This window comes from Pseudomonas sp. LB-090624 (assembly GCF_003205205.1).
GTDB lineage: Bacteria > Pseudomonadota > Gammaproteobacteria > Pseudomonadales > Pseudomonadaceae > Aquipseudomonas.
The window spans coordinates 1-13466 of the sequence record NZ_QJRL01000045.1 but is presented as its reverse complement, the minus strand read 5'-3'; the positions used below and the strand labels follow the sequence as shown (position 1 = coordinate 13466).

Genomic DNA, 13466 nt, shown 5'->3' with positions numbered 1-13466 from the left:
GTTACAAAACTCAGCGGTAGGTCGGCAGGGCAAAGCGCTGCTGGCTTTGCAGCATGTTGATCACTGGCAGTTCACTGGCCTCCTCGGCCAGGTCGCGGCGGATGGCACTGATCGCCCACGACAGCTGCTCGGCACTGTGCAGTTGGCCATAGGTCAGCACCCGGCGGGTAACCTTGCCATCAGCAGCGCGCAGGGTCAGCAGCACGCCGCCATCGGGGCGGGCTTGGGTATTTACCTGGTAGGCCGAAAATACCGAGACGAACTTTTGCTGAATGAGGTCCATATCAACTCCTGGCTGTAATGTGGCAGACATGAGTTGAATATTGCAGCGACCGTGCCAGAACCTTGCGGTCTGAAAATTCCAGCAAAAACAGGGGGTTAAGGGTTTTTGTCAGAGGCGGCATCGTGCAGGCTGCATGGTCGTGCATTTTGCACAGTGCATTTTGCACGGCGGGGGCTTTGCCTATCGGTGCAATAGAATCTGAACCTTTGACCACATTGGCGTGCCTGACAAACACTTGGGCAATCATTTCTGCCAGGAGGTTCCCGATGTCCAGCCAAACCGCGCCCGCCACCATGACCAATGACGAGACCGCCGTCTTTGCCGAGCAAGTGTTCGAATGTGCCCGCCAGGGCGATGCCGAAATGCTCGGGCGCCTGCTTGCCAGCGGCCTGCCAGCCAATTTGCGTAACCACAAGGGCGACACCCTGCTGATGCTGGCCAGCTACCACGGCCACCATGAAGCGGTCAGGGTGCTGTTGGCGCAAGGCGCCGACCCGCTGATTGCCAATGACAATGGCCAACTGCCGATTGCCGGTGCGGCGTTCAAGGGTGACCTGGCGATGATCCGCCTGCTGCTGGAGCATGGCGTGCCGGTAGACGCTGCCGCACAGGACGGGCGAACTGCACTGATGCTGGCGGCCATGTTCAACCGCTGCGAAATCCTCGACTACCTGGTGGACCAGGGGGCCGACCCGGCGCGCCAGGATGCCCGCGGCGCCACTGCGCTGATGGCGGCGCAGACCATGGGTGCAGTGGATGCTGCCGCGCGGTTGCAAGTGCTGGCCGGCTAACCGCCAGGGGGCATTTGCGGCTATCCTTGGCGACTTTTCACCCGTCGCAGGCCCCCTTCATGAAAACTCAGTTGCTCGAATTCATCAGCCTTATTGGCGCTGGCTGCATGCGCGAGGCCGACATCGAGCGCATCGCCGACGAGGCCGCCCAGGCCTACGCCGACCCGGCTGCCTTCCTGGCCGCCAACCCCGATATCAACTACGACGACAGCTTCCCTATCCCGCTGGGCGAGTGGGTGGTGCTGGGCAGCCTGCCGGACACCGTGGTGTTCCAGGCTGACAGCTACCAGGACCTGTTCCAGCAGATCAGCGACTCGTTCGACAACAGCGTGCCGTTTACCCTCAAGCCCAAGCAACTTGCCCGCACCGAGCCGCTGACTGCGCTGAACCGCATCCAGGTACAGATGGGCGCGCTGAACAAAGAGGCCGGGGGTTACGTGCTGCTGAATTTCAGCCAGTTGCTGGATGACGAACTGCAGATGGTGATGGTGGGGCAGCATGACCTGGCGCGGGTGCTGGAGTTGGGCGCAGAGGTGGGCATCAAGGTGGAGCCGGCCCTGGAAGCCCTGAAAGTCGCTGTACACATCTAACGCCTGTCAGGGTCCTTGTGGCAGGGGCCGGTGTTCAGCCTCAGCCCAGTGCGGTATCGAGGAACATCATCACCGCAAACCCACCCATCAAGCCCAGTGTCGCCGCTGTCTGGTGGCCGTTGCGGTGGGTTTCGGGGATCACCTCGTGGCTCACCACAAAGATCATCGCCCCGGCCGCCAGGCCCATGCTGATCGGGTAGGCGAGGGCGAAGCCGGTGGAGATCCCCAGCCCGATCACCGCGCCCAGCGGTTCCATCAGCCCGGAGCCGATCGCCACCAGCGCCGCCTTCAGGTTCGACAGCCCGGTAGCGCGCAGGGCCAGCGCCACTGCCAGCCCTTCGGGGATGTCCTGGATGGCAATGGCACTGGTCAACGGCAGGCCGATGTTCATGTCGCCATTGGCGAAGCTCACGCCAATGGCCATGCCTTCAGGCAAGTTGTGCAGGGTAATCGCCAGAACGAACAGCCACACCCGGCTGATGCGCTCCGCCTCGGGCCCGCATGGGCCGGTGCTTTCGTGCTCGTGCGGGGTGAAGCGGTCGAGGCCGAGCATCAGCAGCACACCAAGGCCCATGCCCAGTACCACGGTAAACGCCGCGGCCGGGCCGTTGCCGGTGATTTCGCGGGCGGCGTCCAAGCCAGGCAGAATCAGCGAAAACGAACTGGCCGCCAGCATCATCCCGGCGGCAAAACCAAGCATCACGTCCTGGGTGCGCGCGCTGACATCGCGCAGCACCACCGCCAGGACTGCGCCCAGGGCGGTAGCGCCAAAGCCGGACAAACCGCCCAGCACGGCCAGGTGCAGGTTGTCGGCATGGTCGCCGTTCACAGCGTTCCAGAAGCTGGCCGCCAGCAGCACGATCACTGCCAGCAGGCTCAGCCCCAGGCCCGCGCTGAGCCAGGGGGTGTTCACGACCTGCTGGCGCCAGGCGTTCAGCAGGGAGGGAGTGTGGGCGCTTTGGGTGTGGGCCGGGGGCATGCGAACCTCGAATCAATGTATGCAGGCAGTCTACTCAGGGACCTGCACCAACCGCCAAGGATTCCCTTCTATTGCCGCGATAGCTGACTATGCTGTCCAGCAAAGCCTCTGGACAGGAGTTTAGGCATGGGGTCGACATTCAACAGCCTGGTCGGGCTGATCATTCTGGCGCTGGATATCTGGGCCATCCTCAATGTGATCAAAAGCAGCAGCGAGGTGGGCATCAAAGTGTTGTGGATATTGCTGATCGCACTGCTACCGGTGGTGGGGCTGGTGATCTGGGCGATCGCCGGGCCGCGGGGCAATGTGCGGATCTGAGCCCTGTGCAGTGCTGTCGGGAGCATCAACCACGGCGTCGGTTTCGAGGGAGAGCCCGCTTCCACGAACCGCCGTCACAGACATAAGCAGTAATGGGGCCGTGACAAAATTTTCACATTGGTTTAAACAGAATCCGCACCCGCACAATGCTGCGTTGGTCTAGCGCCACCGCCATCTCCGCAAACCGCAATCCTAGGACCTTCCCATTCATGGCTAACACGGACGCCCTGAAGCAACGGGGCGCGCGAGCATCGTTCTCGCCGACCCTGAAATCCCACCTGGCCTACACGCTGCTAAGCGCCCTTGTGATCATGCTGATGCTCAGCCTCGTGCGCCTGGCACTGCTGGTCTACAACAGCGACATGATCGGCGATACGCCCTATTCGACCGTCGCCGAGGGCTTCCTCAACGGCTTGCGATTCGACCTGCGGGTAGTGGTGTACCTCAGCATTCCGCTGCTGCTGGCCATCCTCAGCCCCTGGGCCATGGCCCGGCGTGGTGTGTTCCGTTTCTGGCTGACCCTCGCTTCGAGCGTGGTGATGTTCCTTGGCTTGATGGAGATGGACTTCTACCGCGAGTTCCACCAGCGCCTCAACGGCCTGGTGTTCCAGTACATCAAGGAAGACCCGAAAACCGTCATGAGCATGCTCTGGTACGGCTTCCCGGTGGTGCGCTATCTGCTGGCCTGGGCCTTCGGCACTTGGCTGTTGAGCCTGCTGTTCAAGGGCATCGACCGTCTCACCCGTGGCCAGGGCGAACAGCGCGTAGCGCCGTGGTACAACCGCCTGGCGGTGTTCATGGTGATCCTGCTGGTGGCCGTGGTTGCCGCCCGTGGCACCCTGCGCCAAGGCCCGCCGATGCGCTGGGGTGACGCCTTTACCACCGACTCCAACTTCGTCAACCAGCTGGGCCTGAACGGCACCCTGACCCTGATCGACGCCGCCAAGAGCCGCTTCGGCGAGGACCGCGCCAACATCTGGAAGCCGGTGCTGGAGCAGGGCGTGGCGACCGAAACCGTACGCAAGCAGTTGCTCACCCCGAATGACACCCTGGTCGATGCCGACGAGGCTGCCATCCGCCGCGACTTCCTGCCGCCGGCCGAGCGCACCCTGCCAATCAAGAACGTGGTGGTGATCCTGATGGAAAGCTTCGCCGGCCATTCGGTCGGTGCACTGGGCAGCCCGAACAACATCACCCCGTACTTCGACAAGCTGGCCAAGGAAGGCCTGCTGTTCGACCGCTTCTTCTCCAATGGCACCCATACTCACCAAGGCATGTTCGCCACCATGGCCTGCTTCCCCAACCTGCCAGGTTTCGAATACCTGATGCAGACCCCGGAAGGTGGCCACAAGCTGTCGGGCCTGCCGGCGCTGCTCAGCGCCCGTGATTACGATGACGTGTACGTCTACAACGGCGACTTTGCCTGGGACAACCAGTCCGGGTTCTTCGGCAACCAGGGCATGACCACCTTCATCGGCCGTAACGACTTCGTCAACCCGGTGTTCTCCGACCCGACGTGGGGCGTGTCCGACCAGGACATGTTCGACCGCGGCAACGAGGAGTTGGCCAAGCACGACGGCAAGAAGCCGATCTACGCGCTGCTGCAGACCCTGTCCAACCACACTCCGTATGCGCTGCCGAAAGACCTGCCGGTCGAGAAGGTTACCGGCCAGGGCCGCCTGGATGAGCACCTGACCGCCATGCGTTACTCGGACTGGGCGCTGGGCCAGTTCTTCGAGAAGGCACGTAAAGAGCCGTACTTCAAGGACACCCTGTTCGTCATCGTGGGCGACCATGGCTTCGGCAACCACCAGCAGGTCACCGAGCTGGACCTGGGCCGCTTCAACGTACCGCTGCTGCTGATTGCCCCGGGCATCCAGGAGAAGTTCGGTGCGGTAAACCACACCGTGGGCACCCAGGTCGACATCGTGCCGACCATCATGGGCCGCCTGGGTGGCCAGGCGCGTCACCAGTGCTGGGGCCGCGACCTGCTCAACCTGCCTGAGGGCGACCAGGGCGTGGGCATGATCAAGCCGTCTGGCAGCGAGCAGATCGTCGGCCTGGTGCAGGGTGACCGCATCCTGATCGAGTCCAAGGACATGACCCCTCGCATGTACCGCTACCAGCTGGGCAGCGAGTTCAAGGCCGAGCTGATCGAAAGCCCGGACCAGCCGGAAATGCTCAAGAAGCTCGAAGCGTATATCCAGACGGCGACCAAGAGCCTGCTGGACAACACGGCCGGTGTGGTGCACGGCACGCCGAAGTAAGGCTGCAAAAGGGCCGCTTGGCGGCCCATTCCTCGGGGCAAGCCCGCTCCCACAGGGTTATCATCGCACTCCGGCCGGTGATATCGCTGTGGAAGCGGGCTTGCCCCGCGAGAGGCCCTCACAGACTGAACATTCTCCCTGCCCCAAGGTCAGTTGATCAGGCATCACACCTTGGTGTCCCTGGATTGGGAGGACTTGTTCAATGAAAGAGTGGGAAGTCACCTATGCCGATCAAAAAGGCGAACCGTCCACCATGATGCTGCGGGCTGAGCACCGTCCCAGCGAAGAGGAAGCCGCGCGGGCCATCCGTTCGCAACTGTTCCCGGTAATGGACGAGCTGGACCTCAACGACTTCCAGGACCGCACCATTTCCCCGACCGCCCGCTGGCTCAAGGAGCATAGCGGGGTGACCATCACCCGCATTGACGAAGCGCCCTGACCCACACGTTTGCGTGGGGTCTGTTCAGGCGCTAGGATGAGGGAAGGTGCCTGCCTATTCTGCGGGTTGGCACCGCTTCAATTCGCGTCTTGCATCAGCTCGAACTGCCCGGCAAATGCTGGCAGGTGCGTAGTGCACGGAAAGTCTATCCATAGCATTATTCAGGAGGACGTTTCATGAGCAGCCAGAACGACGACATCAGCAGCAACGTCCTGCGCCAGATGAAAGCAGGCGGTTTCGACTTCACCCAGATCCACCCCATCGAGTTCTATGCCATTTTCCCGGACGAAGCAGGGGCGCGCCGCGCGGCCGGTCAGTTTCGCGGGGAATCGTTGAATGCCCAGGTCAAGGAGCTGGGCGATGGCGCCTGGCACCTGGAGTTGAGCAAAGTCATGTACGCCACCCATGGCGGGATTGGCGATTTTGAAGAGACCTTCGAGCAGTTGGTGACACCTTATGGGGGGGAGGTGGAAGGATGGGGGGTCAAGCACGAGCGACCCATAGCCTGACCGTTACACCCTGCTTTCTTCGCGGGCTCGCCCGCGAAGAAACGCACATTTCTTCAGGGCCTGCGCCCAGCCATATGGCTTAGATAGGCCAATAAACTGTCCAGCTCCTGCTCGCTCAACACGCGCTCGTCAAACCCCGGCATCTTTGCCTGCGGCCACTGCCGCAAGCTTTGCGGGTTTCGTATCAATTTGCGCAAATAAGCCGGCTGAAAGTACTCGGTCGGGTTATGTGGCAGATTCAAATCCGGCCCGACCTGCGCGTCCCCCGCACCGTTTAGCTGGTGGCAAGCCAGGCAGTTCTGCTGGAACAGCGCAAAACCCTGGTGCACTGGGCTGCTGGCCGGCAACTTCGGGTCGGGCAGTAGCGCTGGAAAACGCTGTGCTACCGGCGTGAGTTTGCGAATCGTCGAAATCTGAAACGGCCACTGCTCGGGGCGAATGCCGCTGGCCTGCGGGGCTGTCCACACCAGGTAGAATGGCCCGGCCCCTGGTTTGCCAGGGCCCAGCGGCGGCCACGGTTTGCCCGGGTCTTCCACGGCCAGCCACGCACGTGCCGGCCCTTGCTGCAGCAGCGGCGCAGCCGGCATCTCTGCCGCAAAGCCATCCAGCGCCACGGCCTGCAGGTGATCGCTGGCATTTACGCCGGGTAATAGCGCAGCCAACGGGACGGCGCGGTAATGCATGGGCCGTTTGTAGGAAACATCCTGTTCAATGCTGATTTCCCGAGCCTGGGGGTGGCCGAGCAGTTCTGCGCTGCTCCATTGGCGCGCCTGGGCACCAAGCTCAAGCTGCAGTTGCGCCGCCGACAGCGGCAGGCTCAAAAGCAATGCAAACAGGGTAAGGCAGCGGCGCATAGGCGTTCTCCGACCATCAAGGCCAGCAGGTTACCTGTGCGCTAACCCTCGGCGCCACCGCCGCATCAGCCGAACAAACGGGTCAGGTTCGGCAGAATCAGCAGTAATGTGGTGGCGAATAAAATGAGCCCAGCTTGACGAATTTTCGATTGTCTGAACATGGCGGACCGCCTTCTTGTTGTTATTCCTGAATACCCGTTGGCTTCCTTGTCGCGCTTCGGGTCGATCGCAGCGGCGTTCCATGACGCCTGAACTGCATGCCTCTTGTAAATCGATATACAACCAACAGTAGGGTGTGCGGGATCCATATTTGAGAACCCTTTGTTCTATTTATATGAATTTTTAATTCATTATAGTTATGAGGCCATGTGCCAGCTCGCTGGCAGGCTCTCGTTAGACACTGGCAGTGCTGCTAGTGGGTCGCCGACGAAATGTGACCGTTCGTCAGTGCAGCCTACTTGCTTGTACGTGCCTTTCGCGTCAGTCTCTACAGCAGATTCCCACCCATGTCGTTCAGGACTATTCCTATGTCGTTACGCATCTGCATCCTTGAGACCGATGTCCTGCGTCCGGAGTTGACGGCGCAATACCAGGGCTACGGCAGGATGTTCGAGCAGCTGTTCTCGCGTCAGCCGATCGCCGCCGAATTTTGTGTGTACAACGTGATGAACGGCGACTACCCCGCCGAGCATGAAGTGTTCGACGCCTATCTGGTCACCGGCAGCAAGGCCGATTCGTTTGGCACCGATGCGTGGATCCAAACCCTCAAGGCCTACCTGCTGAAGTTGTACGAGCGGGGCGAGAAGCTGCTGGGCGTGTGTTTCGGCCACCAGTTGCTGGCATTGACCCTGGGTGGCAAGGCCGAGCGCGCCGAAAAGGGCTGGGGCGTGGGCATTCATCGCTATTCGCTGGCGGCGCATGCGCCGTGGATGGACCCGGAAGTGTCGGAGCTGACCTTGCTGATCAGCCATCAGGACCAGGTGACCGAATTGCCGGAAGGTGCCACTGTGATTGCCTCGAGCGATTTCTGCCCGAACGCGGCGTACCATATTCGCGACCAGGTGCTGTGCTTCCAGGGCCACCCGGAGTTCGTCCACGACTATTCCAGGGCTCTGCTCGATGCCCGTCAGGAACACCTGGGCAACGAGGTGTACCACAAGGCCGTGGCCAGCCTGGCCACCGAGCACCAGGGTGATTTGGTAGGGGAGTGGATGTTGCGGTTTATCCAGCAGCCTGTGAACAAGCACGACGCGGCATAATGGCTGGGGCCGCTAGGCGGCCCCCGCAATCCTACAACCAACCCGATTTCTTGAAGCTGGCATACAGCCCCGTACATCCCGCCGCAATCACCCCCAGCACTGCAAAATATCCGTAATGCCAGCTGAGCTCCGGCATGTTCTGGAAGTTCATCCCGTACACCCCGGCAATCGCCGTAGGGAACGCCAGAATCGCCGCCCATGCCGCAAACTTGCGCTGCACGATGCTTTGCCGTGACGACTCCAGCAACATGCCGATTTCGATGGTCTGGCTGGCGATGTCGCGGATGCCCGCCAGGTCTTCCATCTGCCGGGTCACGTGAATCTGCACATCACGAAAATACGGGCGCATGTTCTTGTCGATGAACGGGAAACTCAGGCGCTGCAGTTCCTCGCTGATCTCCACCATTGGTGCCACGTAGCGGCGCAGGCGCAGGATGTCGCGGCGCAGGCTGTGCAGGCGGCGGATGTCGTCTTCTTGCAGTGAACCACCCAGCACGCTCTGCTCCAGCGCTTCGATCTCGCCATGAATGGCTTCGCTGACGGGCTGGTAGTTCTCGGTGACGAAATCGAGCAAGGCGTACAGCACGAAGTCTTCGCCGTGCTCCAGCAGCAAAGGCCGCGCCTCGCAGCGCTGGCGCACCATGGCGTAGGATTTGGAGTGGCCGTTGCGGCAGGTGATGATGTAGCCGTTGCCAGCGAAGATGTGGGTTTCGATGAACTCCAGCTTGCCTTCGTGGCGCACCGGTGAGTAAGTGACGATGAACAGCGCATCGCCGAAGGTTTCCAGCTTCGGCCGGCTGTGTTTTTCCAGCGCGTCTTCGATGGCCAGCTCGTGCAGGTTGAACTGGCACTGCAGGTTGGCCAGTTCCTCGGCGTTGGGCTCCTCAAGGCCGATCCACACGAAATGCCCCGGCTTGCGCGCCCACTCGCTGCCTTCGTCGATGCTGATGTTGGTGACTTTCCTGCCGGCGCTGTACACCGCTGACGCCACGACTCGACCCATGGTTGCCCGCTTATTCCGGTTGAACACGGTGTACAGCTTGGGCTGTACCCGGCTCAAGAGCAACCCGGATCAGGCCAGCTCGGTTTCCATCCGGTCAATGCACTGCTGCATCTGCCCCCGGCACTGCTCGATCAGCGCCGGCAGGTCCTGCTGGGTCAGGCCCGCCGTGGCTATCGGCGGCAGCGAGCGCACGATGACCGTGCGCTGACGCCAGCTGTTCAGGCGCATGCGCCCGGCATAGCGGCTGACGCACACAGGGACGATCGGTACACCGGCCTCGATGGCCATGTGGAACGCGCCTTTCTTGAATGCCAGCAGATGCTCGCCGGGGTTGCGCGTGCCCTCGGGGAAAATCCAGATCGAGGTATCGTCCTGCAGCACCCGGGTGGTTTTCTGCAGGGCCTTGCGCGCCTGATAGGCATTCTTGCGGTCGATCAGCACGTTGCCACCCAGCCAGAACAGTTGGCCGAACAGCGGGATCCAGCCCAGGCTTTTCTTGCCGATGGCCACCGTGCGTTGTGGCACTACCTGGCCCAGCACGAAGAGGTCGAAGTTGGATTGGTGGTTGGCGACGATCACGCAGCCAGGCGGCTGGTCCCACAGCGGGCCGACTTCGGCCTTGACCCTGATGCGCATCAGCCAGGTGGCCGGGCGGCTATAGAGGCGGGCGAATACGCGGCTGTTGTCGGGGTTGAAGGGCCGGCACAGGCCAATGAGCAGGCCAATGGCGCCGACGGCAAGAAAATGCAGCGCCAGCAGGAACATGCGCAACGAATAAAGCATGGTACGACTCACACCAAACAGTCGCCAGGCAGTGTACGGGTGTGCACTGGTCGGGGCAAACCTGTGTGTGTGACTGTTCGCGCCCTTTCGCGAGCTTGCCCGCGAAAGGGCTCGAGCGGTCAACCCATGTGGTGCTGGTCGAGTTCGATCGCCTTGTCCAGCGCTTCGAGCAACCCCTTGCGTACTTTCAGCTTGGTGTTCTTGTGCGCCAGCATGTTCAGCTTCTTCAATTCCCGCGCCACGGTCAGCGCCGCTTCCTGCAACTGCTCGGCTGGCACCACCTTGTCAAGGAAGCCGGCATCCACCGCTGCTTGCGGGTCGAACACCTCGGCATTGATCACCGAACGATGGAAGGCCGAGCGGCGCAGGCGGTCGCGGGCCAGTTCGATGCCTGCGTGGTGCATTGTCATGCCGATCTGCACTTCGTTCAGGCACACCTTGTACGGCCCTTCGACACCAATGCGGTAGTCGGCCGACAGCAGCAGGAAGGCACCCTTGGCCACGGCATTGCCCGGGCAGGCGACCACGACCGGGAACGGGTGCGACAGCAGGCGGCGCGCGAGGGTGGAGCCAGCGGTGACCAGGCTGATGGCTTCTTTGGGCCCGCTGGTCATCACCTTCAGGTCGTAACCACCCGAGAGGATGCCCGGCTGCCCCGTGATGATCACCACCGCCCGTTCTTCGGCGGCGCGGTCCAGCGCGGCATTGAAGGCCGTGATGACGTCCGGCGAGATGGCGTTGACCTTGCCGTTGTTCAGGGTCAGGGTGGCGATGCCGTCTTCGGCGTGGTAGGTAATCAGCTCGCTCATGGCAGAGTCCTTTTGTTGGCGTGGCGAAGACGTTACCCAGCGCAATGGGCGAGGTAAAGCAGCAAGGCTGACTGGTCGGTCAGCGTTCAGTCGGGTCCAGGTGCAAATACATGAAAAATTTGAAAAAAATGCTTGCCAAAGGAAAGCTCTTTCACTAAATTAGCGCACCTCGACAGGCTGCAAGGCTTGAAGAGAAACGGTGAAGTGTCCGAGTGGTCGAAGGAGCACGCCTGGAAAGTGTGTATACGAGAAATCGTATCAAGGGTTCAAATCCCTTCTTCACCGCCACATTCTACGAAAAGCCCCCGCGCTGAAAAGCTCGGGGGCTTTTTGTTTTCAAGTGCCATTGGGGGCTGCTGCGCAGCCTATCGCGCCAGCTTTCAGGTATTGAGCACGCCAGTTGTTTCCCCAGGTATCGCTCCCACAGGTGCCCCACAGGATGGTCGATTTCCTGTGGGGGCGGTCCTGGCGATCTAGAAGCTGACCGAAGCCGAAAGACGAGCGGTACGCGGAGCCCCCTGGAACAGGTAGTTATCCCCCAGGTAATCCCCTACATCGCGCCAGTAACGCTTGTCCAACACGTTATCCACCGTCAGCCGCAGCACTGTGTCATACCCACCAACCCGCGTGCGGTAACGGCTACCCAGATCGAACACGGTATACCCGCCAACCTCCACATTACCCGCCTGGCTCGCATACTTGCTGGCGCTGTACCGCACTCCGCCCAGCAGCGCCAGGCCCGATACTGGCAAGCTGTATTCGGCGTGCAACGCCGCGCGGAACCGGGGCACATTGATTGCCTGGTGGCCTTCATAATCATCGGTACCGCTGTTCTGCACGCGCGCCCGAATGGCTGCCGCACTGGCCTGTACCTGCAGCTTCGGGGTCACCCAGCCGCTGGCGCCCAGTTCCAGCCCGGTATTCTTTTGCTGGCCCTGCTGCACGTAGGTGAAGGTGCCGGCACCGTCTGGCCGCGCGTACTGGTAGGCCTGGCGAATCTGGAACAACGCGGCGCTCAGGCTCAGGCCCTGCCAGTCGTGCTTGATGCCCAGTTCCAGCTGGTGTGAAGTGGTAGGCGCGAGGATCTGCGCGGCATTGCTGGCGAACCAGGGCGCAGTGCCGCCAGCCGACAGCCCTTTGGAGTAGCTGGCATACACGGTGGTATCCGCCTGCGGCTTGTAGATGAGCGCAGCATTGGGCAGCCATTCGTACTGACGGGTATGGCGGCCAGCAACACCGTTCTCGTCCCAGGTCTGTTCGTCCAGGCGCACTTCACGGGCGCCCAGCACGGTCTGCCAGTGCTCGTTGAGGCTGATGCGATCACTGACGAACAGGCCATACTGCCGGCTGTCCAGGCGCCGCTCGCTGGCGCCGACCGGTTTGTCGGACGGGGCGAGGGGTGGGGCCCCCGTGTAGATGTTGCCGGTGCCTAGCCATTCGTTGTAGTACGGGCGCTGGTCCAGCGTGCGGCGCTGCGCACTGCTGCCCACGGTCAGTTCATGGCCCACCCCCAGCGCATCGAAGCGCCCGTTGAGCATGGCCTGTGCCTCGTCGGTGCGGCGGGTGTCGTCAGGGCTGCGGAAATCGTAGATGTCGTAGTCGCCATTGCTGCCGAAGAACGCGCCTTCGCTCGAACCCCAGGCGAACGAACTGTAGTCATCGATCACCACCTTGCTGCGCGACGCGCTCAGGGTGCCGGTCCAGGCCTCGTTGAAACGGTACTCGAAGCGCCCACCCAGGTTCAGCGAGTCGTTCTGCACCGGCTTGGCCCAATGCTGATAGGCCAGGCGGTCACTGGGGTCGATGCCATGGGGCAGTTCGGTGCCGCCGAGCAGTTGGTAACCTGGCACCGAGCGTTGTTCGCGGTGCTGGTATTCGGCGTCCAGTTGCAAGGTGGCATCCGCACTGATCTGCCAATCGAAGGCCAGCGAGGCGAAGTCGCGCTTGCCGTCCGCATGGTCCACATAAGAGCGGATGTCCTCATGGGCCAGGTTGGCGCGCAGGCCAAACTGCCTTTCGTTACCGAACCAGCCACCCAGGTCGGTGGCCAGGTAGCGTTCGCCCTGTTCGTTGGTCGACACCGTGATGCTGCGCACGTCTTCGGCGCGCTTGGTCACGTAGTTGATCAGGCCGCCCGGCTCTGACACACCGCTCTGCAGCCCGGACAGGCCCTTGAGCAGTTCCACCTGCTGCTTGTTTTCCAGGGCAACATTCTGCTCGCCGGCGATAGTCTGGCCGTTGATGCGGTAGCTGCTGGCAGCGTTCAGCTCGAAACCGCGCACGTTGAAGTTTTCGTAGTAGCCGATGGGTGCATAGCTTTCGCCGACCGAGGCGTCGCTTTGCAGCACTTCGCTGAGCTTGCGTACCTGGCGGTCTTCCAGCAGTTGCTGGCCGAACACGCTGACCGAGGCCGGGGTGTCGAGCAGCGGCGCGGGCTGGAAACCGGCCACTGTGGCCTGGCGCGCCTGGTAACCGTCGTTGGCGGAGGTGTCGGAAACCTGCACCGGGTCAAGAAGCACGCTGTCTTCGGCAAGCACATGGGGGCAATGCAGGGCCAGACCCAGGCTGAGCAGGCTCAGGGG

The 13466-nt window shown here is 61.9% G+C and carries 14 protein-coding genes and 1 tRNA gene; 8 read left to right on the top strand and 7 right to left on the bottom strand.

Annotated elements, in window-relative coordinates; translation table 11 throughout:
• Positions 1–10: 10 nt before the first annotated feature.
• On the bottom strand, positions 11–283 hold the full coding sequence (locus DMX11_RS24430) for a DUF3509 domain-containing protein (protein ID WP_110747893.1): 273 nt from the start codon (positions 281–283) through the stop codon (positions 11–13).
• Between the two features lie 266 nt (positions 284–549).
• Here DMX11_RS24430 and DMX11_RS24420 point away from each other — a divergent pair, with 266 nt between their 5' ends.
• The gene (locus DMX11_RS24420) at positions 550–1074 is read left to right on the top strand and encodes an ankyrin repeat domain-containing protein (RefSeq protein ID WP_110747888.1); all 525 of its coding nucleotides are present in this window, start codon (positions 550–552) and stop codon (positions 1072–1074) included.
• Positions 1075–1133: 59 nt separating this feature from the next.
• Entirely contained in the window at positions 1134–1664 is a 531-nt protein-coding gene (locus DMX11_RS24415) for a hypothetical protein (protein WP_110747885.1), read from the top strand.
• A gap of 40 nt (positions 1665–1704) precedes the next feature.
• On the opposite strand, the gene DMX11_RS24410 is transcribed toward DMX11_RS24415, so the two are convergent.
• Positions 1705–2643 (bottom strand): ZIP family metal transporter, encoded by a 939-nt coding sequence (locus tag DMX11_RS24410; protein WP_110747882.1) that lies wholly within the window; start codon positions 2641–2643, stop codon positions 1705–1707.
• Between the two features lie 126 nt (positions 2644–2769).
• On the opposite strand from DMX11_RS24410, the gene DMX11_RS24405 reads away from it, so the two are divergent.
• The 4 genes from DMX11_RS24405 to DMX11_RS24390 all read left to right on the top strand — a co-directional run bounded on the left by DMX11_RS24405 (position 2770) and on the right by DMX11_RS24390 (position 6176).
• The gene (locus DMX11_RS24405) at positions 2770–2961 is read left to right on the top strand and encodes a PLDc N-terminal domain-containing protein (RefSeq protein ID WP_110747879.1); all 192 of its coding nucleotides are present in this window, start codon (positions 2770–2772) and stop codon (positions 2959–2961) included.
• Positions 2962–3170: 209 nt separating this feature from the next.
• Entirely contained in the window at positions 3171–5228 is a 2058-nt protein-coding gene (locus DMX11_RS24400; protein WP_110747876.1) for an LTA synthase family protein, read from the top strand.
• Between the two features lie 202 nt (positions 5229–5430).
• Complete coding sequence (locus tag DMX11_RS24395) at positions 5431–5667, top strand: hypothetical protein (RefSeq protein WP_110747873.1); 237 nt, start codon at positions 5431–5433, stop codon at positions 5665–5667.
• 176 nt (positions 5668–5843) lie between these two features.
• Positions 5844–6176, top strand: coding sequence for a ribonuclease E inhibitor RraB (locus DMX11_RS24390; protein WP_110747870.1), 333 nt, complete (start codon positions 5844–5846; stop codon positions 6174–6176).
• A 53-nt stretch (positions 6177–6229) separates the two neighbouring features.
• Here DMX11_RS24390 and DMX11_RS24385 read toward each other — a convergent pair whose 3' ends face one another.
• Positions 6230–7030 (bottom strand): cytochrome c, encoded by an 801-nt coding sequence (locus tag DMX11_RS24385; RefSeq protein WP_110747867.1) that lies wholly within the window; start codon positions 7028–7030, stop codon positions 6230–6232.
• A gap of 527 nt (positions 7031–7557) precedes the next feature.
• Between DMX11_RS24385 and DMX11_RS24380 the strand changes: the two genes are divergently transcribed.
• Positions 7558–8289, top strand: coding sequence for an amidotransferase (locus DMX11_RS24380; RefSeq protein WP_110747864.1), 732 nt, complete (start codon positions 7558–7560; stop codon positions 8287–8289).
• A gap of 31 nt (positions 8290–8320) precedes the next feature.
• Here DMX11_RS24380 and DMX11_RS24375 read toward each other — a convergent pair whose 3' ends face one another.
• From DMX11_RS24375 to DMX11_RS24365, 3 genes are all read right to left on the bottom strand, one after another.
• Positions 8321–9292 carry a magnesium and cobalt transport protein CorA gene (locus DMX11_RS24375; RefSeq protein ID WP_110747948.1) on the bottom strand — a complete coding sequence of 324 codons (972 nt, stop codon included), beginning with the start codon at positions 9290–9292 and terminating at the stop codon, positions 8321–8323.
• 69 nt (positions 9293–9361) lie between these two features.
• Positions 9362–10075: a 1-acyl-sn-glycerol-3-phosphate acyltransferase gene (locus tag DMX11_RS24370; protein ID WP_110747861.1), complete on the bottom strand. Its 714-nt coding sequence runs from the start codon at positions 10073–10075 to the stop codon at positions 9362–9364.
• Positions 10076–10194: 119 nt separating this feature from the next.
• Positions 10195–10884 (bottom strand): crotonase/enoyl-CoA hydratase family protein, encoded by a 690-nt coding sequence (locus tag DMX11_RS24365; RefSeq protein ID WP_110747858.1) that lies wholly within the window; start codon positions 10882–10884, stop codon positions 10195–10197.
• 198 nt (positions 10885–11082) lie between these two features.
• On the opposite strand from DMX11_RS24365, the gene DMX11_RS24360 reads away from it, so the two are divergent.
• Positions 11083–11172 (top strand) — tRNA-Ser (locus DMX11_RS24360).
• A 185-nt stretch (positions 11173–11357) separates the two neighbouring features.
• Here DMX11_RS24360 and DMX11_RS24355 read toward each other — a convergent pair.
• Positions 11358–13466 (bottom strand): TonB-dependent siderophore receptor (locus DMX11_RS24355; RefSeq protein ID WP_110747855.1); only part of this gene is annotated, 2109 nt, incomplete at its 5' end.

What these genes read in the sequence shown, in the direction of transcription:
- DMX11_RS24430 (WP_110747893.1), bottom strand. Translation starts at nt 283, where the DNA reads ATGGACCTCATTCAGCAAAAGTTCGTCTCGGTATTTTCGGCCTACCAG.
- DMX11_RS24420 (WP_110747888.1), top strand. Translation starts at nt 550, where the DNA reads ATGTCCAGCCAAACCGCGCCCGCCACCATGACCAATGACGAGACCGCC.
- DMX11_RS24415 (WP_110747885.1), top strand. Translation starts at nt 1,134, where the DNA reads ATGAAAACTCAGTTGCTCGAATTCATCAGCCTTATTGGCGCTGGCTGC.
- DMX11_RS24410 (WP_110747882.1), bottom strand. Translation starts at nt 2,643, where the DNA reads ATGCCCCCGGCCCACACCCAAAGCGCCCACACTCCCTCCCTGCTGAAC.
- DMX11_RS24405 (WP_110747879.1), top strand. Translation starts at nt 2,770, where the DNA reads ATGGGGTCGACATTCAACAGCCTGGTCGGGCTGATCATTCTGGCGCTG.
- DMX11_RS24400 (WP_110747876.1), top strand. Translation starts at nt 3,171, where the DNA reads ATGGCTAACACGGACGCCCTGAAGCAACGGGGCGCGCGAGCATCGTTC.
- DMX11_RS24395 (WP_110747873.1), top strand. Translation starts at nt 5,431, where the DNA reads ATGAAAGAGTGGGAAGTCACCTATGCCGATCAAAAAGGCGAACCGTCC.
- DMX11_RS24390 (WP_110747870.1), top strand. Translation starts at nt 5,844, where the DNA reads ATGAGCAGCCAGAACGACGACATCAGCAGCAACGTCCTGCGCCAGATG.
- DMX11_RS24385 (WP_110747867.1), bottom strand. Translation starts at nt 7,030, where the DNA reads ATGCGCCGCTGCCTTACCCTGTTTGCATTGCTTTTGAGCCTGCCGCTG.
- DMX11_RS24380 (WP_110747864.1), top strand. Translation starts at nt 7,558, where the DNA reads ATGTCGTTACGCATCTGCATCCTTGAGACCGATGTCCTGCGTCCGGAG.
- DMX11_RS24375 (WP_110747948.1), bottom strand. Translation starts at nt 9,292, where the DNA reads ATGGGTCGAGTCGTGGCGTCAGCGGTGTACAGCGCCGGCAGGAAAGTC.
- DMX11_RS24370 (WP_110747861.1), bottom strand. Translation starts at nt 10,075, where the DNA reads ATGCTTTATTCGTTGCGCATGTTCCTGCTGGCGCTGCATTTTCTTGCC.
- DMX11_RS24365 (WP_110747858.1), bottom strand. Translation starts at nt 10,884, where the DNA reads ATGAGCGAGCTGATTACCTACCACGCCGAAGACGGCATCGCCACCCTG.